Genomic DNA, 17,987 nt, shown 5'->3' on the forward strand with positions numbered 1-17,987 from the left:
CCGGCGCAGCCCCCCGGTGGGAGACCCACCCTGTGACCCCTGACCGCTTCGAGGACTTCGCCGACGTCGTCAACCCGAACCGGCGCGCCACCCACTGCTGGTGCCTCTCCCACCGGCTCCCCGCCTCCGAGATCGACCGGCTGGGAGGCGGCAGCCGCGAGCAGGCCGCGCGGCGCCTCGGCGAGCGCGAGCACCCGCCGGGGGTGGTCACCTACCGCGACGGCGAACCGGTCGGCTGGTGCAGCATCTCCCCCCGCCGGGAGATCCCCCGGCTCGAGCGCAGCCGCCTCATCCGCCCCGTCGACGACGTCCCCGTGTGGTCCGTCATCTGCCTCGTCGTCCGCGGCGGTCGGCGGCGCCAGGGGGTCACCGCGGCGATGCTCGAGGGCGCCGTCGCCTACGCGGCCTCGCGGGGCGCCACGGCCGTCGAGGCGCACCCGGTGGACCCGCCCGGCCGGATCGACACGACGATGGCGTTCGTGGGCGTGCGCGCGATGTTCGAGCGGGCCGGCTTCGAGGTCGTCGGCACGACCGACGCGGTCGCGTCCGGGCTGCCCCGCCTGACCATGCGCCGGACGCTCGCCTGAGGACCGCGCACCGGGTCGAGCGAGCCCCGGTCGTGTGCCCACGGACGCGCCCGGACGCGTCGTCGGGCACACGACCCCGGCCCACCCCGGGCACGGCGACCGAGGGACCCGTCAGTCGTGCGACCCCTCCCGACGTCTGCGCGCGAAGTACTCCCCGAGCTCCCGGAGGGTCGCGCGGTCCAGCGCCTGCTCGGGGTCCGCGACGATGTCGCGCTGCATGCGCTCGCGCGCGGCGTCGTACAGCGGGGGGCTCAGCGCAGCAGGGAGGTGCTGGACGTACCAGCCGCGGAACGTGCGCGCGCCCCACCGCTGCAGCGTCCGCGCGACGATCCCGGGCCTGCCCCGCCGGGCCCAGAAGCCGACTGCGTGGCCGAGCACGAAGGCGGTCCCAAAGGCCATCGCCATGACCCCGAGCGTGCCCGCGACCTCGTCGCTGGCGAAGTTCACTACCGCCAGCAGCCCGCCGTAGTAGACAGGGGTCAGCACCTCCACCTGGTCGACGTACGGACCGACCTGCTCCGCCGCCGCGGCGAGGTCGGAGATCGAGCCCAGGTCGGGCTTCGCGTCCCACGCCTCGCGCACGTGGCCCCACGCGTCGGCGTGGTCCCCCGGCAGCGCGTCCCGGGCCTCGAGCACCTCGTCATAGGTCGTCTCGATCCCGTCCAGCGTCGCCGAGCTGCTCTCGAGTGCCTCCTCGAGCTCGGCCTGGGGCGGCGTCTGCTCGTTCACGTGGTCGAGCGCGACCTGGATCTCCTCCCGGTGCTCCACGACGTACTCCGCGGCGCGGTAGCGCTCGGCCAGGCTGGGGACCGCGGCGCGCGTCCTGCCCCTTGCCGCCCACCGTCTCGGCATCGCTCAGCACGACCGCCACGGCCGCGCCCGCGCCGTACGCCTTGATGCCGAGCTCGAGGACCGATCCCGCCAGGAGCCGGCCGGTCTCCAGCCGGCGTCGCAGCGACGGGTGGTCCGGGCCAGGTGTCACAGGGCGTCTCCCGAGAGGTGCGCGGACCGAGCCGCTGAGGTACGTCGACCTCCCCGTTGCCCTCCAGCCGCGGATCCCAACGGGTCCGGGGTGACCCGGCGACCGGCGGCGACCGCGACTCAGTGCAGCCCGGACCAGGCGGAGACGTCGAGCCCCCAGTCCTTCGCCAGCCGCTCGGCCTGCGGGCGGTACATCACCTGCAGCGACTCCTTGAGCCCCGGCGTCCAGTCCCACTCCGCTTGGGAGGAGGAGCCGGAGGCCCGCTCGACCTCGGCCAGGGGCACGGGGTCGACGCCGATCAGGCGCCACACCTCGTCGACGGCGGCCTGCGGGTCGCGCCGGACGACCTCGTAGACCATCACGTGCACCCGGTCGCGGCCCACGGCGGCCGCCCACGCCTCGAGCTGGTCGGCGTAGAACCCGCTCCAGGTCTGCACCGTGATCGGCACCGGGTAGGGCCAGGACCTGCCCCGGGTGGCCGCCAGCCGCATCGCGGAGCGGAACCGCTCGACGGGGTCCCGCAGCAGCACGAGCACCGGTGCGTCCGGGACCAGCCGCGCGGCGGCGGCCGGGGCGGAGGCGTGACGCAGGGACTGCGGGGTCCACTCGCCGCGGTGGACGCCGTCGGCGGGGAAGAGGTCGAGGTACTGCGCCTCGGGGACCCGGCCGTCGCCGACCTTGTGCAGCAGCTGCTGCTCCTTCTTGCCGTTGGTGCCGAGCCCGACGGCCGGGTGCTGGGTCAGCAGGTCGGTGAACCAGGTCGTGCCGCTGCGCTGGGCGCCGATCCCCAACCATGCCGGTGAGCTCATGGGGAGCACCCTAACGACGCGTCGCCGCAGGCCGGAGCACCGGTGAGGAGCGGGGATAGGGTCGCTGCCATGAGCGAAGCGGGTCTCGATCCCACCTTCACCGCCCTCCCCCACCGCCACCTCGGCGACACCGCTCTCGCCCGGGCGCGCGACCTCGGAGCGACCCACGCGGAGTTCCGGTTCGAGCGGGTCCGGTACCAGCACCTCGGCGTCCGCGACGGGGTCCTCCAGGGCGCCAGCGACGCCGAGGACCTCGGCTTCGCGGTGCGCGTGGTGCACCGGGGTGCCTGGGGGTTCGCCTCCGGCGTCGTGCTCACCCCCGAGGAGGCGGTCCGCGTCGCCGAGACGGCCGTGCAGGTCGCGCAGCTGGCCGCCGCCATGACACCACGACCGGTGGAGCTGGCTCCGGAGCCGACGTACGACGACGTCGTCTGGGTCTCCTCCTACGAGGTCGACCCGTTCACGGTGCCGGTGGCCGAGAAGGCGGCGGTGCTCATCGACTGGACCGAGCGGCTGCGGGCCGGGGCCGCCGTCGACCACGCCAGCGCGAGCCTGCAGCAGGTCGACGAGCACAAGTACTACGCCGACCTCTCCGGCACCCGCACCACCCAGCGCCGGATCCGCCTGCAGCCGGCGTTCGAGGCGATGGGCTCCAGCGACGACGTGTTCGACTCGATGGCGAGCACCGCCCCGCCGGTCGGCCGCGGCTACGAGTACGTCGCCGGCGGGCCGGGCCAGTGGGACTGGGACGCCGAGCTGGCGGAGGTCCCCGAGCTGCTGGCCGAGAAGCTCGCGGCGCCCAGCGTGGAGCCGGGCGACTACGACCTGGTCATCCATCCCTCGAACCTCTGGCTGACCATCCACGAGTCCATCGGCCACGCCACGGAGCTGGACCGCGCGCTGGGCTACGAGGCCAACTACGCCGGCACCAGCTTCGCGACGTACGACAAGCTCGGGACGCTGCGGTACGGCAGCCCGGTCATGAACGTCACCGGCGACCGCACGGTCGAGCACGGCCTGGCGACCACCGGGTACGACGACGAGGGGGTCGCCACCCAGCAGTGGGACATCGTCCGCGACGGGGTGCTGGTCGGCTACCAGCTCGACCGGCCGATGGCCGCGATGAAGCCGGAGCTCGCCGGCCCCGACCACCCGCAGGGCCGCTCCAACGGCTGCGCCTACGCCGACTCCCCCGGCCACATCCCGATCCAGCGGATGGCCAACGTCTCGCTGCAGCCGGAACCCGACGGCCCGAGCACCGCGGAGCTGATCGGCCGCGTCGAGCGGGGCCTGTACGTCGTCGGCGACAAGTCGTGGTCGATCGACATGCAGCGCTACAACTTCCAGTTCACCGGGCAGCGCTTCCACCGGATCCAGGACGGAGAGCTGGTCGGGCAGGTGCGCGACGCGGCGTACCAGTCGACCACCACGGACTTCTGGGGCTCGATGGAGGCCGTCGGCGGGCCGCGGACGTGGCTGCTCGGCGGGGCGTTCAACTGCGGCAAGGCCCAGCCCGGGCAGGTCGCGTCCGTGAGCCACGGCTGCCCCACCGCGCTCTTCCGAGGCGTGCGCATCCTCAACACCACCGACGAGGCAGGTCACTGATGCACTCCCCCACCCAGCCCCGGGTCACGCCCCAGTCCCTCGTCGAGCACGCGCTCGCCGCGACGATCGCCGACGAGTGCGTCGTCGTCGTCCGCGACCGCACCAGCGCCAACCTCCGCTGGGCCGGGAACACGCTGACCACGAACGGCGTCATGCACGGCGTCGACGTCACGGTGGTCTCGTTCATCCACCGCGCCGACGGCACCTCGACCGGCTCGGTCTCGGGGAGCGCGACCGACCAGGCGCAGGTCTCGGCCCTGGTCACCGCCGCCGACGCCGCGGCGAGGGCGGCCTCCGCGGCCGAGGACGCCGCCGAGCTGGTCCGCGACCGCACGTCGCCGGACTGGGACGAGGAGCCGGTGCGCACCGGCATCCACACCTACGACGCGTTCGCGCCGGCCCTGGGCGAGGCCTTCGGGCGCGCGGAGGCCGGGGGGCGGGTGCTCTACGGCTTCGTCAACCACGAGCTGACCACGACGTACCTCGGCTCCACGACGGGCCTTCGTCTGCGCCACGTGCAGCCGACCGGCCACTACGGCTGCACCGGCAAGACGGCCGACCTCAGCCAGAGCGCGTGGGTCGGCGGGGCCACCCGCGACTTCTCCGACGTCGACGCGCTGGCGATGGACGCCGAGCTCGAGCAGCGCCTCGGCTGGGGCGCGCGCCGCGTGGACCTGCCCGCCGGCCGCTACGACACCGTCCTGCCGCCGAGCGCCGTGGCCGACCTGATGATCGATGCCTACTGGTATGCCGGCGCCCGGGTCGCCCACGAGGGCCAGTCGGTCTACAGCCGGCGCGGCGGCGGCACCCGGGTCGGCGAGCGGATCGCCCGGGAGGGCGTGCACCTGCTCAGCGACCCGTCGTACGCCGGGCTGGAGTGCTCGCCGTTCGTGGTCGCCTCCTCCTCGGGCAACGAGTCCTCGGTCTTCGACAACGGCCTGCCGCTCGGCCGCACCGACTGGGTGCGCGACGGCGAGCTCGCCGCCCTGCTGCAGACCCGCCACTCCGCCGCGGTGACCGGCCTTCCGGTGACGCCGGCGATCGACAACCTGGTGCTCGACGTCGACGGCGGGACCGGCAGCACCCAGGACCTGGTCGCGGGGGTGGAGCGCGGCCTGCTGGTGACCTGCCTCTGGTACATCCGCGAGGTCGACCCGCAGACGCTCCTGCTGACCGGCCTGACCCGCGACGGCGTCTACCTGGTCGAGGGCGGCGAGATCACCGGCGCGGTCAACAACTTCCGCTGGAACGAGAGCCCGGTCGACCTGCTGGGCCGCTTCTCCCACGCCGGCGCCACCGAGCAGAGCTTCAGCCGGGAGTGGGGCGACGACTACTTCAGCCGGACGGCCACCCCCGCCCTGCGGGTGCCCGACTTCAACATGTCGAGCGTGTCGCAGGCGATGTGAGGAGGCCGACGCGCCGACGGCCCGTCGGCGTGCACGGGCGCGGGCGCGGGTCCCGCTCAGCCGGCCAGCCGCACCTCGAGCCGCCCGTGCAGCCGCCCGAGGAGGAACGCCTCGCCGGTCGTGGCCGCCCGGGTCGCCACGGCCCCGACCTCCTGCTGGGCGCGCAGCGTGGTGCAGGCGTCCTCGAGACCCTCGACCGCCTGCTCCGCCCACCGGCGCGCCCGCCGCGCCTCCTTCCCGACGACCGGCTCCACGAGGTCCGCGACGTCGGCGAGGTGCTCGGCGGCCGCCAGGTGGCGCGCAGGGGTGTAGCGCCCCTCGTCCTCGCCCGTCCGTGCCGACGCCTTCGTCCGCGCCTTCTCCAGGCGGCGCCGCAGCTGCTTCCTCGTCAGCGGCTCCTCCGACGCCGGCTCGGCGACCACCCGGTCCAGCGACCGCAGCAGCGCGAGGTACCGGTCCGCCTGCAGGTCGTCGAGCACCCTTGCTGCGGCCTCGCGTTCGCGCTCCTCGAAGGCGGCGCGCAGCAGCCGGCGCACGGGGGCCACCCCTTCCCGCTCCTCCTCGAGGACCGCCAGCACGCGCTCGTGCGCCGCGGCCAGCTCCGAGGCCTCGACGAGCGACTCCGACAGCCACGCCAGCTCCGCGCGGACGGGGCCGGTCACCGTGCGGCCCCAGCCCGGGCGCAGCGTCCACAGCGCCGCCCGGAGCCGCCGCACCACCGACGCCAGCTCGCCGGCGACCAGCTCGCCACGCCGCCACCGGCTGTCCAGCAGCTTGAGGACGCCGACGTCCGCCGCGACGGCCTGCAGCACGGGGTCGGCGACCTCGGGGACCTGCGGGAGCCGGTCGCCGAGCGTGACCGCGATCTTGCGGGCCAACGGCCTCGGCTCGACCCCGAGCCCCTCGAAGAGCTCGTCGGCCGCGGCCAGCAGGTCGGGCTCGCCCTCGACCAGCTCCAGCTCCCACTCCCGCCACGAGACCGGCGCTCCGCCGACCGGGGTGCCGGTGACCTCGTCGTCGGCCAGCTCGGCCAGCACGGTCCCGTCCTCGGCGAGCAGCAACCGTGAGGTGCGCCGGGTCGCCACGGTCGCGACCGGCGACAGCGGCTCACCCTGTGTCCACGCGGTGACGAGACCGCGCAGCCGCGCCGGCACCGTCTCGCCCCTGCCGAGCCGGTGGTGCAGCTCATCACGGCCAGCCCGGGCAGGCAGCTTGAGGTGCCAGCCCTCGTCCGGTCCCCCGGTGCGGGCCCGCAGGGTGATGCCGGCGGCGGTCAGTGCCAGCCCGCCGGTGTCGTGGTACGTCGCGTGCAGCTCGTGCACGACCGGCTCGGCGACCCGCGCCACCCCGGGCAGCCCGCCCGGCCCGGCCAGCGCCGGGACCTCGGTCCCGGGCGGGGGTGCGTACGTGTGCTCGACCTCGAGGTGCTGTGTGCGCGTCATGCCGTCCCGTACCCACCACGCCGGTGCAGACCGGTGCAGACCGGTGCGTCCGGCACGCAACCGTCCCGCCTCGCCGGGCGTAGACACCCCGACCAGCCACTCCCACCAGGAAGCAGCACCAGCATGCGCATCCCCGCCCTCCTCGCCGCCACGGCCACCGCCGCGACCGCGATCACCGGCCTCACCACCACGACGGCCGTCTCCGCCACGTCCTCCCCCAGCACCGACGGCACCACGACCCACGAGCGCGGCAACGTCGTCGAGTGCGGCGCGGCGTACGCCGGCCAGGACACGTTCGTCAGCGTCTACGAGAACAACCTGCACCCCGACGTCTTCCAGGTCGTCGTCGGCGAGGACGGCCTCGGCCGCGGCAAGGAGTCGACCACCGGCTTCATCGACGCCGGCACGGTCCGCGCCACGATGCGGCTCGACGGCCGGAAGGTCGTCGTGTCCGGGACCGCGAAGCGGGTCGGGAAGAGGATCGCCGTCCACGAGGAGGTCGACGACGCCGGCGAGCACGTCGTCGTCGACGGCTTCCACCGCCGGCTCCGCACCGACCTGACGCTGCGGTGGAAGGGCCGGACCGTCGCCCTCGACTGCGACGAGGCCTTCTTCTACGACCTCGACGTCACCCGGTACGACACCACCGGCGACTGAGACCGACCACCACGCGCAGCGGCGTCACCGGTCAGCGACCCGGATGACCCCCGGGAACGGGGGCGTCCGGGTCGTACGGCGTCCGGGTGTAGACGAAGGTGGCGACCTCGAGGTGGCCCACCGACCCGTCGGGGCGCCGGACGACGTGGAGCTCCTCGCCGGCGTGGTAGCCGGACAGCCCCAGCACCCGTCCCCCACGGACGGCGAACCGGTAGAGCTCCTGCCCGGTCCGGCGGGCGACCAGCTCGGTGCCCTCCATCGCGAAGACGATCGCGGTGTTGCCCCAGTGCCAGACCCCCGGGACGCCCACCAGCGGCGCCGGCAGCGCGGGTGACGGCGTCCACGCGGGGGCGACCGTCGGCTCGCAGCGCTCGAGCTCCTCGAGCAGCTCGGTGACGACTGCGGCCGGCGAGCAGCCCGCGGTGGCGTCGGTCAGCACCACGCCACCGCTGCGACGCCTCGGGTCGACCAGGACGGCGGCGAGGAACCCCGGCATCGAGCCGGTGTGCCCCGCGAGCGTGCCCGAGCCGCCGGGCAGCAGCTGGAACCCCAGCCCGTGCGCGTAGCCGAGCCCGTCGGTGGGGTTGCCCGACTGCGGCCCGAACGCCTGCCGCAGCTCGGCCGGCGAGAGCACGTCGGGGTGGCCGTCGAGGAGGAAGACGGCGTACCGCGCCAGGTCGGTGAGCGTCGCCCACACCTGGCCCGCGGGCGCCATCGCCCCGGTGTCGGTCGCGGGCTCCGGGACGAGCGTCGACTCGTAGGGGTGCACCGACCAGCCCTGCGCGGCGGCGCCGACGGGGAGGTACGACGTGCGCGTCATCCCCAGCGGCGCGAGCAACCGGCCCTCCACGGCCTCCCACCACGTCGTGCCCCGGACGCGGGCGACGACCTCGCCGAGCAGCGCGTACCCGAGGTTGGAGTAGTGGAACTCCTGGTGGGCGGGGAACGCCGCACCCGAGCCGTCGTGCAGCGCCGCCAGCTCCTCCCACGACCGGCCGGCGGACCGCTCCCACCACGGCCCGGCCGGCTCCGACTGCATGCCCGAGCTGTGCGCGAGCAGCGTGCGGAGCGACCGGTCGGCGTACGCCACGTCCTCCCCGAGCACCACCGACGCCGGGTCGTCCAGGCCGAGCAGGCCCTCCCGCACGGCCTGGAGCACGAGCACGGCCGTCATGGTCTTGGTGATGGACCCGATCCGGTACTGCACGTCGAACGGGTCGTGGCCCGGCACCGCCTCCGCGCCGTACGCGTCCCGCCACACCGGCTCGCCGTCGCGCACCAGGCCGGCCACCACCGACGGCAGCCGACCGGTGCTCTGGGCGTGGGCCAGCCGGGCGCGCAGCCGGCGGGCGGTGAGGCCGTCGACCCCGGCGCTCACTCGGCGCTCACTCGGCGAAGGCCTCGAGCGGCGGGCACGAGCACTGCAGGTTGCGGTCGCCGTAGGCCTGGTCGATCCGCGCCACCGGCGGCCAGTACTTGTCCGGGTCCACGCCGGTCGGGAAGACCGCCAGCTCCCGGGGGTACGGCCGGTCCCACTCGCCCACGAGCGCGCGGGACGTGTGCGGCGCGCCGCGCAGCGGCGACTCCTCGGGGCTCCACTCCCCCGCGCCGACCCGGTCGATCTCGGCCTTGATCGCGATCATCGCCTCGCAGAAGCGGTCGATCTCGGCGAGGTCCTCGGACTCGGTCGGCTCGACCATCAGGGTGCCGGCGACCGGGAACGACATCGTCGGGGCGTGGAAGCCGTAGTCGACCAGCCGCTTGGCGACGTCCTCGACGCTCACGCCGGTCTCCTTGGTGATCCCCCGGACGTCGAGGATGCACTCGTGGGCGACCAGGTCGCCGTGGCCGCGGTAGAGCACCGGGAAGTGCTCGCCGAGCCGGGCGGCGACGTAGTTGGCCGACAGCACCGCGCTGGCGGTGGCCCGGGTCAGGCCGGCACCGCCCATCATCCGCACGTAGGCCCACGAGATCGGCAGGATGCCCGCCGAGCCGTACGGCGCCGCGCTGATCGGGCCGATGCCCTCGCGCTTGGTGGCGTCGGGGTGCATCCCGTGCGAGGGGAGGTACGGCGCGAGGTGCTCGCGCACCGCGACCGGGCCGACGCCCGGGCCGCCGCCGCCGTGGGGGATGCAGAAGGTCTTGTGCAGGTTCAGGTGCGACACGTCGCCGCCGAACTCGCCGGGCTTGGCGTGCCCGAGCAGCGCGTTCAGGTTCGCCCCGTCGACGTAGACCTGGCCGCCGTGGGCGTGCACGACCTCGCACAGCTCGGTGATCGTGTCCTCGTAGGCGCCGTGGGTCGAGGGGTAGGTGACCATGATCGCGGCCAGGTCGTCGGTGTGCTTCTCGCACTGCGCGCGCAGGTCGTCCATGTCCACGCCGCCGTCCGCGGCGGCCTTGACCACGACGACGCGCATCCCGGCCATCACCGCGGACGCGGCGTTGGTGCCGTGCGCCGAGGAGGGGATCAGGCAGACGTCGCGGGCGGTGTCGCCGTTCGCGCGGTGGTAGCCGCGGATGGCGAGCAGGCCGGCGAGCTCGCCCTGGGAACCGGCGTTCGGCTGGATCGAGACGCGGTCGTAGCCGGTGACCTCGGCCAGCCAGCCCTCGAGCTGGTCGACGAGCAGGTGGTAGCCGGCGGCGTCCTCGGCCGGCGCGAACGGGTGCAGGTCGGCGAAGCCGGGCAGGGAGACCGGCTCCATCTCGGTGGTCGCGTTGAGCTTCATCGTGCACGACCCGAGCGGGATCATCCCGCGGTCCAGCGCGTAGTCGCGGGCCGAGAGCCGGCGCAGGTAGCGCAGCATCTGGGTCTCGCTGTGGTGCGCGGAGAACACCTCGTGGGTGAGGTACGGCGTGGTGCGGCGCAGGGGCTCCGGCAGCGCGTCGGCGGTCGCGCGGTCGAGACCGTCGAGGTCCGCGGCCTCCACCCCGAACGACGCCAGCACCCGCTCGAGGGTCGAGCGCGTGGTGCACTCCGAGGTGCTGATCCCGACGGTGTCGGCGTCGACGAGCCGGAGGTGGATCCCCCGCTCCCGGGCGGCCGCGACGACCTCGGCGGCACGGCCCGGTGCCGCGACCTGGACGGTGTCGAAGAACTCGCCGTGGAGCGCCTCGTGCCCGGCCTCGGCCAGCGCGGCGGCCAGCACCGCGGCGTACCGGTGGGTGCGGGTGGCGATGGCACGCAGCCCCTCCGGGCCGTGGTGCACGGCGTACATCGAGGCGACGACGGCCAGCAGCACCTGGGCGGTGCAGATGTTGGAGGTGGCCTTGTCCCGGCGGATGTGCTGCTCGCGGGTCTGCAGGGCCAGGCGGTACGCCGGGCGTCCCTCGGCGTCGACCGAGACCCCGACCAGCCGGCCGGGCAGGTGCCGCTCGAGCCCGGAGGCGACCGCCATGTAGCCGGCGTGCGGGCCGCCGTAGAACAGCGGCACCCCGAAGCGCTGGGAGGAGCCGACGACCACGTCGGCACCCATCGAGCCGGGCGACTCCAGCAGCGTCAGCGCGAGGAGGTCGGCGGCGACGACGGCCAGCCCGCCGCGCTCGTGGACCGCCTCGACGAGGGGCCGCGGGTCGAGCACCCGACCGGAGGCGCCGGGGTACTGCACGAGCACGCCGCTCGCCGGGCCCTCGGGCAGGCCGTCGGTCAGGTCCGCGACCACGACCTCGATGCCCATCGCCTCGGCGCGGGTGCGGACGACCTCGATCGTCTGCGGCAGCGCGTCGGCGTCGACCACGAACGGCCCGTCCGCCTTGCGGTTTCCCCGCCGGACCAGGGTCATCGCCTCGGCGGCCGCGGTGCCCTCGTCTAGCAGCGAGGCGTTCGCGGTCGGCAGGCCGGTGAGGTCGCCGACGACGGTCTGGAAGTTGATCAGCGCCTCGAGGCGGCCCTGGGAGATCTCCGGCTGGTACGGCGTGTAGGCGGTGTACCAGCTGGGGTCCTCGAGCACGTTGCGCCGGATCACCGGCGGGGTGATCGTGGCGGAGTAGCCGAGGCCGATCATCGCCTCGAGCGGGTTGTTCAGCGCCGCGATCGCGCGCAGCTCCCGGGCGGTGGCGTCCTCGGACTGCGCGGCGGGCAGGTCGAGCGCCGCGTCGGTGCGGATGCCGCCCGGGACGGCGGCGGTCATCAGCGACTCCAGGGAGTCGAAGCCGAGCCGCTCGAGCATGGCGGCCTCGGCGGCCGGCTGCAGGCCGATGTGGCGGTCGACGAACGGCAGCGCGCCGTCGAGCTCGGACAGGGTGGGGCGGTCTGACATGGCAGGGCTCCTCGGACGCGCGGTCTGGGTGCCTCCCCCTCTGTCACACCGGCACTGGTGCTCCAGAGTCGCCTGCTCCGCACGGTCCGGGCGCCTGAGAGGTTCCGGGGAGGAATTGCCCCTTCGGCGCTCCGCTCCGGCGGGTGCTGCGTGCCGGGCGGAGACTCTCCCGTGCGGGATTGTCAGCGCCACCGAGGCTACCAGCCCACCGGGCCCGGGCAGGAACGACGACGGCCCGCCTCCCTCGTGGGACGGCGGGCCGGACGTCGTGCGCCGGGTGGCGGCGGTGCGCCGCGCTGGCTCGGGTCAGCCGATCTTGCGGGCGGCGCGGCGGGCGGCGAGCTCGTCGCTCGCGCTGGGTGCGGCCTCGTCGGCGGTGCGCTCGCTGGGCAGCTCGGCGAGGGTGCCCTCGATCTCGCGCCACACGCCGCCGATGGCGATGCCGAAGACGCCCTGCCCGCCCTGGAGCAGGTCGATGACCTCGTCGTTGCTGGTGCACTCGTAGACCGAGGCGCCGTCGCTCATCAGCGTCACGCGGGTCAGGTCGTCGGTGCCCCGCTCGCGCAGGTGGTGCACCGCGGTGCGGATCTGCTGCAGCGAGATGCCGGCGTCCAGGAGCCGCTTGATCACCTTGAGCAGCAGGATGTCACGGAAGCTGTAGAGCCGCTGGGAGCCCGAGCCGCTCGCGCCGCGGACGGTGGGCTCGACCAGGCCGGTGCGGGCCCAGTAGTCGAGCTGGCGGTAGGTGATGCCGGCGGCGTTGCACGCGGTCGGGCCGCGGTAGCCGGTGTCACTGGGCAGCGGCGACACGTCGTCGGTGAAGAGGAGACCCTGCTCCTCGGCCACCTCGACCGCGACTGCGGCCTCGGGGTGCTCGCCCTGCTGCTCCTGCTCGTTCACACGGTCCTCCGTGGGTCTACTCCGTTGTGCGTAACTACCCGGGGAAGGTGCCGTGACCGCGAAGCGCAACCACAACGGTGGAGTTACAACAGAGACAGTTCAAGGTAGGCCCCGGTGGGGAGGCCGTCAAAGAGGCCGGCGGCGTGTCGGAACCCTCAACTTGAGGTTGAGGGTGAGCCTCGTCAACGCGACTCGAAGTCCTCCGGCGTGACCTGGTCGAGGAACTCACGGAACTTCTCCACCTCGTCCTCCTGCTCGGCGGGCACGGCGAGGCCGGCCTCGTCGAGGACCTCCTCGGCGCACAGGATGCGCGTACCGGTGCGCAGCGCCAGCGCGATGGAGTCCGAGGGACGCGCGCTCACCTCGGCGCCGGAACCGAAGACGAGGGTCGCGAAGAACACCCCGTCCTTGACGTCGGTGATCCGCACCTCGGTCAGCTCGTTGCCCGTCGCCTCCAGCACGTCCTTCATCAGGTCGTGCGTCAGCGGCCGGGGCGGGACCACCCCTTGCTGGGCGAACGCGATCGCGGTCGCCTCGACCGCGCCGATCCAGATCGGCAGGTAGCGCTCCCCGGTCACCTCGCGCAGCAGGACGATCGGCTGGTTCGACGGCATCTCGACACGGACACCCATGACATCGACTTCGCGCACACCTTCACCCTACTCCCGCCCCGTGAGCCTCTCCCCCGCCGAAGGGGCGAGCCTGCCGGGCACCTGCCGGGCACCGGGTGCGGCGCCGGCACGGGCGCCGCCACGGCGGCCGGGTGGGTCAGCCGGAGCGGAGCCCGGCCTTGACCAGGGTGGCGTGGAGACGCACCGAGAGCGCGGCGATCTCGGAGACGGCCTCCTCGGCGCGGGCCTGCGCGGCGGCGTCACGACCCCGCTTGTGGGGCGCGACGACCTGCTCCACCATCCCCACCTCGCGGTCGGCCGCGGTCTTGTACGCGCGCAGGTGGCGCGGCTCGAAGCCGAAGTCGGCCAGCTCGCGGGCGGTCTGGGCGATCACCAGCGCATCGGTGTCGTAGTGGCCGGTGCCGGGCTTGGCGCTGATCAGGCCGTACTGCTCGAGCTGGTCGAGCAGGTCCTCGGAGATCTCCGCGACCTTGACCAGCTCGCGCCGGGACAGCCGCATTCCGTCGTGCCGCCGGAACGACTCGGGGCTGGGCAGCCCGTCCGCAGCGAGCGCGACCTTGGGGACCGTCGGCACGACCGGCTCGATCGCCGGCGGCTCCAGGCCGCGGTCGATGGCGTCGAGGTGCTCGCCGATGACCTTGAGCGGCAGGTAGTGGTCGCGCTGCATGCGCAGCACGTAGCGCAGCCGGTCCACGTCCTGGACGGAGAACTTCCGGTAGCCCGCGGGCGTGCGCTCGGGCTTGATCAGGCCCTTGTCCTCGAGGAAGCGGATCTTGGGGATGGTGATGCCGGGGAAGTCCGGACGCAGGTGGTCCAGGACCTCCCCGATGTTCATCCGGGCGCGCGGCGCCCCGGGGGCGCCCGCTGCCGCCGGGCCGGTGGAGCTCATGCGGGTGCGGCTCAGCCGGCCTGTTGCCCGGCGAAGAACACCAGGCGGTACTTGCCGATCTGGACCTCGTCGCCGTCCTTGAGCTGCACCTTGTCGATGCGGTCGCGGTTGACGTAGGTGCCGTTGAGCGAGCCGACGTCGCTGACGGTGAAGGTGTCACCGGTGCGGTCGAACTGCGCGTGCCGACGCGACACGGTCACGTCGTCGAGGAAGATCTCGCTCTCGGGGTGCCGGCCGGCGGTCACGACGTCGGCGTCCAGCAGGAACCGGCTGCCCGAGCCCGGGCCGCGCTGCACGACCAGGAGCGCGTGGCCCGCCGGGAGGGCGTCGACCGCGGCCGCGTCGACCGGGTTCAGCTGGCGGTCGGAGGTCTCGGACTTGTCGCCGAGGCCGATGTGGATCGTGGCCGTCGAGTCGCCCTGCGAGGCCGGCTGTCCGGGCTGCACGGCAGCGACGGAGCCCGTCGCGTCGTCGGCCGCGACGAGCTTCGTGCCGCACTGGGAGCAGAAGCGGGCGTCGTCGGGGTTCTGCCTGCCACACGCGGTGCAGAACGGCATCGGGCATCCTCCGGGATCCGGTGTCGGGCGGGCGGTCAACCCTCACCTCGGGGTTGAGGTTGACGGTTGTCCGAACCTATCAGCCACGGGCGACCGATCAAGCCGGACGGCGAACTCCGCCGGCCGGCGCGGGACCGGCCGGCGGGGTGTCAGGAGTCGAGCGAGGCCTCGTACGCCGCGGCGTCCATGAGGGCGTCGACCTCGCCGGTGTCCGCGGGCACGACCTCGAAGAGCCAGCCGCCGCCGTACGGGTCGTTGTTGACCAGCTCGGGAGTGGCGTCGAGCGACTCGTTGCGGGCGACGACCTCACCGGAGACCGGGGCGTAGACGTCGCTGACCGACTTGGTCGACTCCAGCTCGCCGCAGGTGCTGCCGGACTCGATGGTCGCGCCGACCTCCGGCAGGGACACGTAGACGATGTCACCGAGGGCGTCCTGGGCGTAGTGGGTGATCCCCACGCGCACGGAGCCGGCGGCCTCGCCGGGGGTGCGCAGCCACTCGTGCTCGCTGGTGTACTTCAGGTCGTCGGGGTACAACGCGGTCTCCAAGCTGTCGGTCCGGGGCGTGCCCGCCCGACCCTACTGGTCCTGCGGCTCGAGGTCCGGGGTGGCGTACTCCGACTGCGCCGGCTCCCGCACGGACTCGATGTCGATCGACTGCAGCTCCTGGATCTCGACCACGGCACCGTCCGCCTCGAGCTCGGAGACCACGCCGCGCGCGATGGAGATCGCACCCGCGAGGGTGTCCGGCGCACCGATGGCGTCCAGGACGTACGGCGGGCCGAGCTGCTCGCCGTCGACGACGAGCCCACCGGTGCCCGCCGAGAACGCCGACTGGGCGACCAGCCGGACCTTGCCGTTGAGCTGCATCGCCTCGGCGTTGGAGGTGCGCAGCTCCTGGACCAGGTCGATCATGTCCTGGACCCTGACGGCCTGGTCGGTCTCGGTGATCGTCACGCGGACGCCCGGGCCGGTGACGGGGACCGTGCCGGCCAGGATCGCGAGCGCGTCGGCCTGGGTCTGGGCCTCCTCCAGCGCCGTCCCGACCCGCCGGCTGTCGGTGCGCAGGTCCTGGCGGGCCTCCTCGAGCCGCTCGATCTCCGCCTCGGCCCGCTGCGTGGTCCCGGCGAGGCCGTTGAGGACGTCGATGAGGTCCTGCTCCCGCAGCCCGGCGTAGGTGTCGTCGACCTCGGTGGCGCGGACCTGCACGATCGCGGCGAAGCCCACCAGCGCGAGCAGCACCCCGACCACCAGCTGGCTTCGCGAGGGGCGGCTCAGCGCCCGCAGCAGCCGCGACCGCCCGCTCGCCGGGGTCTCCGGGCTCCGGGGCCGGTCCTCGGGACCGCTCCCGGGACGAGGGTCGGGCGTGGGGTCAGGCATGGAACAGGTGACGGCGGATCGCCGCCACGTTGGAGAAGATCCGGATCCCGAGCACGACGATGACACCGGTGGAGAGCTGTCCGCCGACGCCGAGCTTGTCGCCGAGGTAGACGATCGCGGCCGCGATCACGACGTTGGAGACGAAGGAGACGACGAAGACCTTGTCGTCGAAGATCCCGTCGAGGTAGGCGCGCAGGCCGCCGAAGACCGCGTCGAGCGCCGCCACGACGGCGATCGGGAGGTAGGGCTCCACGGCCAGCGGGACGTCGGGCTGGAACACCAGCCCGAGCACGATGCCGACCAACAGGCCGAGCGCGGCGATCACGGGGCCCCCTCCTCCGGGATGTGCGGACGGTCCGCGAGCGACTCCACCGAGCGCAGCTCACGCATCCGCGCGGCGGGCAGCTCGAGGGACTCCTCGTTGTCCATGGCGAAGGTTATGCCGAAGTCCGACTCCAGGTCGCGCAGCGCCGCCCCCTCGGGCGATTCCTGGAACCGCGACTGCAGCGTGAGCCGGTCCCCGATGGCCTCGATGCGGTACGGCGGCGACAGGCTGGTCTTGTTGACCCGCACGACCAGCCCCGAGAGGCGGATCGCGGACAGCGCGGTCAGCCGCTGCCCGTTGATCGCGATCGCCTCGGCACCGAGGCGCCACAGGCCGTTGACGGCGATCCGCAGGTCGCCGTCGCGGACCTCGCTGTTCAGGACGTCGGCCGGGCCGTCGAAGAGGGTGAGGACGACGCCGGGTCCGCTGACCGCGACGTACCCGGTCCTGGTCTGCGCACGGCGCAGCCGGCCCAGGACGGTCTGGTACGTCGCCTGCGCGGCGGTCACCTGGCCCTCCAGGTCGGCGTTGCGCTCGCGCAGCCCGACGATCCGGTCCTGCAGGTCGGCCACCCGCTCGCGCTCGGCGCTCACGCGCCGGACCAGGGTGGCGCGGCTCGCGGCGTCGACGTCCTCGTTGCGCGAGGTCTGCACGAAGGCGGTGGTGGCCAGGACGCCGAAGAGGGCGACGACCAGCGCGGCGGTGCGGTGCGGCCGGCTGCGGACGGGGGGCCGCGGCTCGTCGGAGTCCCGGGCCGCGATGGCGCGCCGCTCGGCGGCGTGGAGGTAGTCCTCGTCGAGGGACTGCTGGGTGATCAGGGTGAGCAGCGGCAGCCGGACCCGCTCGGGCACCGGGTGGTCGGCGACCGCGTGGCCGGGCCGCGGATGAGGGCGCTGCTCAGGCATCCAGGGCCGCCCGTCGGAGCGGCTCGGTGGTGGCGAGCAGCTTGCGGACCTGCCAGGCGTAGAGCAGCCCCGCCCACCAGTACAGCCCGATCCCCCACCCGGCGAACGCCCAGCCGAAGACGCGGGCCAGCGAGGCGACGGTGCCCTCGCCGTCGCCGAGGAAGAGCAGCGGGAAGGCGTAGAGGAGGTTGAAGGTGGCGGCCTTGCCCAGGAAGTGCACCGGCAGCGCGGTGTAGCCCCGGGTGCGCAGCAGCGGGACGAGTCCCCACATGAGGACATCGCGCAGCGGCAGCGAGACGGCCACCCACCAGGGGATGACGTCGCGCATGGCCAGCCCGACGACCGCGGCAAGGATGTAGAGCCGGTCCGCCACCGGGTCCAGCACCTGCCCCAGCAGCGTCACCTGGTCCCACCGGCGCGCCAGGAAGCCGTCGAGCCAGTCGGTGACCCCCGAGACCATCAGGACGACGAGCGCCCACACGTCGGCCTCCGGGCCCAGCACGAGCCACAGGAACAGCGGCACCCCGGCGAGACGGAGCATGCTCAAGACGTTCGGCAGCGTCCACACGCGGTTCGTGCGAGGAGGATCGGCTGCCACGCGGCACACCCTAACCGCCGGGAACGGCGCCCCGAAGGAGCAGGTCAGGCGTGGTGCG

18 protein-coding genes and 1 riboswitch are annotated in these 17,987 nt (G+C 73.8%); of the genes, 4 read left to right on the forward strand and 14 right to left on the reverse strand.

Annotated elements, in window-relative coordinates:
- The first annotated feature begins 32 nt into the window (after positions 1-32).
- Positions 33-587 carry a GNAT family N-acetyltransferase gene (locus tag AB0N29_RS07145; RefSeq protein ID WP_364865289.1) on the forward strand — a complete coding sequence of 185 codons (555 nt, stop codon included), beginning with the start codon at positions 33-35 and terminating at the stop codon, positions 585-587.
- Between the two features lie 111 nt (positions 588-698).
- On the opposite strand, the gene AB0N29_RS07150 is transcribed toward AB0N29_RS07145, so the two are convergent.
- Positions 699-1,439 carry a hypothetical protein gene (locus AB0N29_RS07150; protein WP_364865291.1) on the reverse strand — a complete coding sequence of 247 codons (741 nt, stop codon included), beginning with the start codon at positions 1,437-1,439 and terminating at the stop codon, positions 699-701.
- A gap of 249 nt (positions 1,440-1,688) precedes the next feature.
- A complete protein-coding gene (locus AB0N29_RS07155; RefSeq protein WP_302266605.1) occupies positions 1,689-2,378 on the reverse strand; it encodes a sulfotransferase in 690 nt (229 codons plus the stop codon).
- A gap of 69 nt (positions 2,379-2,447) precedes the next feature.
- Between AB0N29_RS07155 and AB0N29_RS07160 the strand changes: the two genes are divergently transcribed.
- Positions 2,448-3,983 (forward strand): TldD/PmbA family protein, encoded by a 1,536-nt coding sequence (locus AB0N29_RS07160; protein WP_364865294.1) that lies wholly within the window; start codon positions 2,448-2,450, stop codon positions 3,981-3,983.
- On the forward strand, positions 3,983-5,389 hold the full coding sequence (locus AB0N29_RS07165) for a metallopeptidase TldD-related protein (RefSeq protein ID WP_364865296.1): 1,407 nt from the start codon (positions 3,983-3,985) through the stop codon (positions 5,387-5,389). The genes AB0N29_RS07160 and AB0N29_RS07165 overlap by 1 nt, the downstream gene beginning before the upstream one ends.
- Before the next feature lie 56 nt (positions 5,390-5,445).
- Here AB0N29_RS07165 and AB0N29_RS07170 read toward each other — a convergent pair whose 3' ends face one another.
- On the reverse strand, positions 5,446-6,831 hold the full coding sequence (locus AB0N29_RS07170) for a CYTH and CHAD domain-containing protein (RefSeq protein ID WP_364865298.1): 1,386 nt from the start codon (positions 6,829-6,831) through the stop codon (positions 5,446-5,448).
- A gap of 123 nt (positions 6,832-6,954) precedes the next feature.
- Here AB0N29_RS07170 and AB0N29_RS07175 point away from each other — a divergent pair, with 123 nt between their 5' ends.
- Positions 6,955-7,488, forward strand: coding sequence for a hypothetical protein (locus AB0N29_RS07175; RefSeq protein WP_364865300.1), 534 nt, complete (start codon positions 6,955-6,957; stop codon positions 7,486-7,488).
- A 31-nt stretch (positions 7,489-7,519) separates the two neighbouring features.
- Here AB0N29_RS07175 and AB0N29_RS07180 read toward each other — a convergent pair whose 3' ends face one another.
- The 11 genes from AB0N29_RS07180 to AB0N29_RS07230 all read right to left on the reverse strand — a co-directional run bounded on the left by AB0N29_RS07180 (position 7,520) and on the right by AB0N29_RS07230 (position 17,938).
- Positions 7,520-8,866, reverse strand: coding sequence for a serine hydrolase domain-containing protein (locus AB0N29_RS07180; protein ID WP_364865302.1), 1,347 nt, complete (start codon positions 8,864-8,866; stop codon positions 7,520-7,522).
- A 7-nt stretch (positions 8,867-8,873) separates the two neighbouring features.
- A complete protein-coding gene (gene gcvP / locus AB0N29_RS07185) occupies positions 8,874-11,744 on the reverse strand; it encodes an aminomethyl-transferring glycine dehydrogenase (RefSeq protein WP_364865304.1) in 2,871 nt (956 codons plus the stop codon).
- Between the two features lie 72 nt (positions 11,745-11,816).
- Positions 11,817-11,926, reverse strand: a riboswitch (glycine riboswitch).
- A gap of 124 nt (positions 11,927-12,050) precedes the next feature.
- Positions 12,051-12,644 carry a MerR family transcriptional regulator gene (locus AB0N29_RS07190; RefSeq protein ID WP_364865306.1) on the reverse strand — a complete coding sequence of 198 codons (594 nt, stop codon included), beginning with the start codon at positions 12,642-12,644 and terminating at the stop codon, positions 12,051-12,053.
- A 182-nt stretch (positions 12,645-12,826) separates the two neighbouring features.
- Positions 12,827-13,294 (reverse strand): bifunctional nuclease family protein, encoded by a 468-nt coding sequence (locus AB0N29_RS07195; protein WP_302266612.1) that lies wholly within the window; start codon positions 13,292-13,294, stop codon positions 12,827-12,829.
- 118 nt (positions 13,295-13,412) lie between these two features.
- Entirely contained in the window at positions 13,413-14,165 is a 753-nt protein-coding gene (locus AB0N29_RS07200; RefSeq protein WP_302266613.1) for a MerR family transcriptional regulator, read from the reverse strand.
- An 11-nt stretch (positions 14,166-14,176) separates the two neighbouring features.
- Positions 14,177-14,722, reverse strand: a complete 546-nt coding sequence (locus AB0N29_RS07205; RefSeq protein WP_302266614.1) for an FHA domain-containing protein — start codon at positions 14,720-14,722, stop codon at positions 14,177-14,179.
- Positions 14,723-14,871: 149 nt separating this feature from the next.
- Positions 14,872-15,258, reverse strand: coding sequence for a glycine cleavage system protein GcvH (gene gcvH, locus AB0N29_RS07210; protein ID WP_302271662.1), 387 nt, complete (start codon positions 15,256-15,258; stop codon positions 14,872-14,874).
- Between the two features lie 42 nt (positions 15,259-15,300).
- The gene (locus AB0N29_RS07215) at positions 15,301-16,101 is read right to left on the reverse strand and encodes a DUF881 domain-containing protein (protein ID WP_302266615.1); all 801 of its coding nucleotides are present in this window, start codon (positions 16,099-16,101) and stop codon (positions 15,301-15,303) included.
- Positions 16,094-16,426, reverse strand: a complete 333-nt coding sequence (locus tag AB0N29_RS07220; RefSeq protein ID WP_302266616.1) for a DUF1290 domain-containing protein — start codon at positions 16,424-16,426, stop codon at positions 16,094-16,096. The genes AB0N29_RS07215 and AB0N29_RS07220 overlap by 8 nt, the downstream gene beginning before the upstream one ends.
- On the reverse strand, positions 16,423-17,331 hold the full coding sequence (locus AB0N29_RS07225; RefSeq protein ID WP_364865311.1) for a DUF881 domain-containing protein: 909 nt from the start codon (positions 17,329-17,331) through the stop codon (positions 16,423-16,425). Before AB0N29_RS07225 ends, AB0N29_RS07220 begins: the two co-directional genes overlap by 4 nt.
- Complete coding sequence (locus tag AB0N29_RS07230) at positions 17,324-17,938, reverse strand: CDP-alcohol phosphatidyltransferase family protein (protein WP_364865313.1); 615 nt, start codon at positions 17,936-17,938, stop codon at positions 17,324-17,326. The genes AB0N29_RS07225 and AB0N29_RS07230 overlap by 8 nt, the downstream gene beginning before the upstream one ends.
- Positions 17,939-17,987 lie beyond the last annotated feature (49 nt).

The sequence above is a fragment of the Nocardioides sp. NPDC092400 genome (genome assembly GCF_040684155.1).
In the GTDB taxonomy this organism is placed as follows: domain Bacteria; phylum Actinomycetota; class Actinomycetes; order Propionibacteriales; family Nocardioidaceae; genus Nocardioides.

What these genes read in the sequence shown, in the direction of transcription:
- AB0N29_RS07150 (WP_364865291.1), bottom strand. Translation starts at nt 1,439, where the DNA reads ATGCCGAGACGGTGGGCGGCAAGGGGCAGGACGCGCGCCGCGGTCCCC.
- AB0N29_RS07155 (WP_302266605.1), bottom strand. Translation starts at nt 2,378, where the DNA reads ATGAGCTCACCGGCATGGTTGGGGATCGGCGCCCAGCGCAGCGGCACG.
- AB0N29_RS07160 (WP_364865294.1), top strand. Translation starts at nt 2,448, where the DNA reads ATGAGCGAAGCGGGTCTCGATCCCACCTTCACCGCCCTCCCCCACCGC.
- AB0N29_RS07165 (WP_364865296.1), top strand. Translation starts at nt 3,983, where the DNA reads ATGCACTCCCCCACCCAGCCCCGGGTCACGCCCCAGTCCCTCGTCGAG.
- AB0N29_RS07170 (WP_364865298.1), bottom strand. Translation starts at nt 6,831, where the DNA reads ATGACGCGCACACAGCACCTCGAGGTCGAGCACACGTACGCACCCCCG.
- AB0N29_RS07175 (WP_364865300.1), top strand. Translation starts at nt 6,955, where the DNA reads ATGCGCATCCCCGCCCTCCTCGCCGCCACGGCCACCGCCGCGACCGCG.
- gcvP (WP_364865304.1), bottom strand. Translation starts at nt 11,744, where the DNA reads ATGTCAGACCGCCCCACCCTGTCCGAGCTCGACGGCGCGCTGCCGTTC.
- AB0N29_RS07200 (WP_302266613.1), bottom strand. Translation starts at nt 14,165, where the DNA reads ATGAGCTCCACCGGCCCGGCGGCAGCGGGCGCCCCCGGGGCGCCGCGC.
- AB0N29_RS07205 (WP_302266614.1), bottom strand. Translation starts at nt 14,722, where the DNA reads ATGCCGTTCTGCACCGCGTGTGGCAGGCAGAACCCCGACGACGCCCGC.
- AB0N29_RS07215 (WP_302266615.1), bottom strand. Translation starts at nt 16,101, where the DNA reads ATGCCTGACCCCACGCCCGACCCTCGTCCCGGGAGCGGTCCCGAGGAC.
- AB0N29_RS07225 (WP_364865311.1), bottom strand. Translation starts at nt 17,331, where the DNA reads ATGCCTGAGCAGCGCCCTCATCCGCGGCCCGGCCACGCGGTCGCCGAC.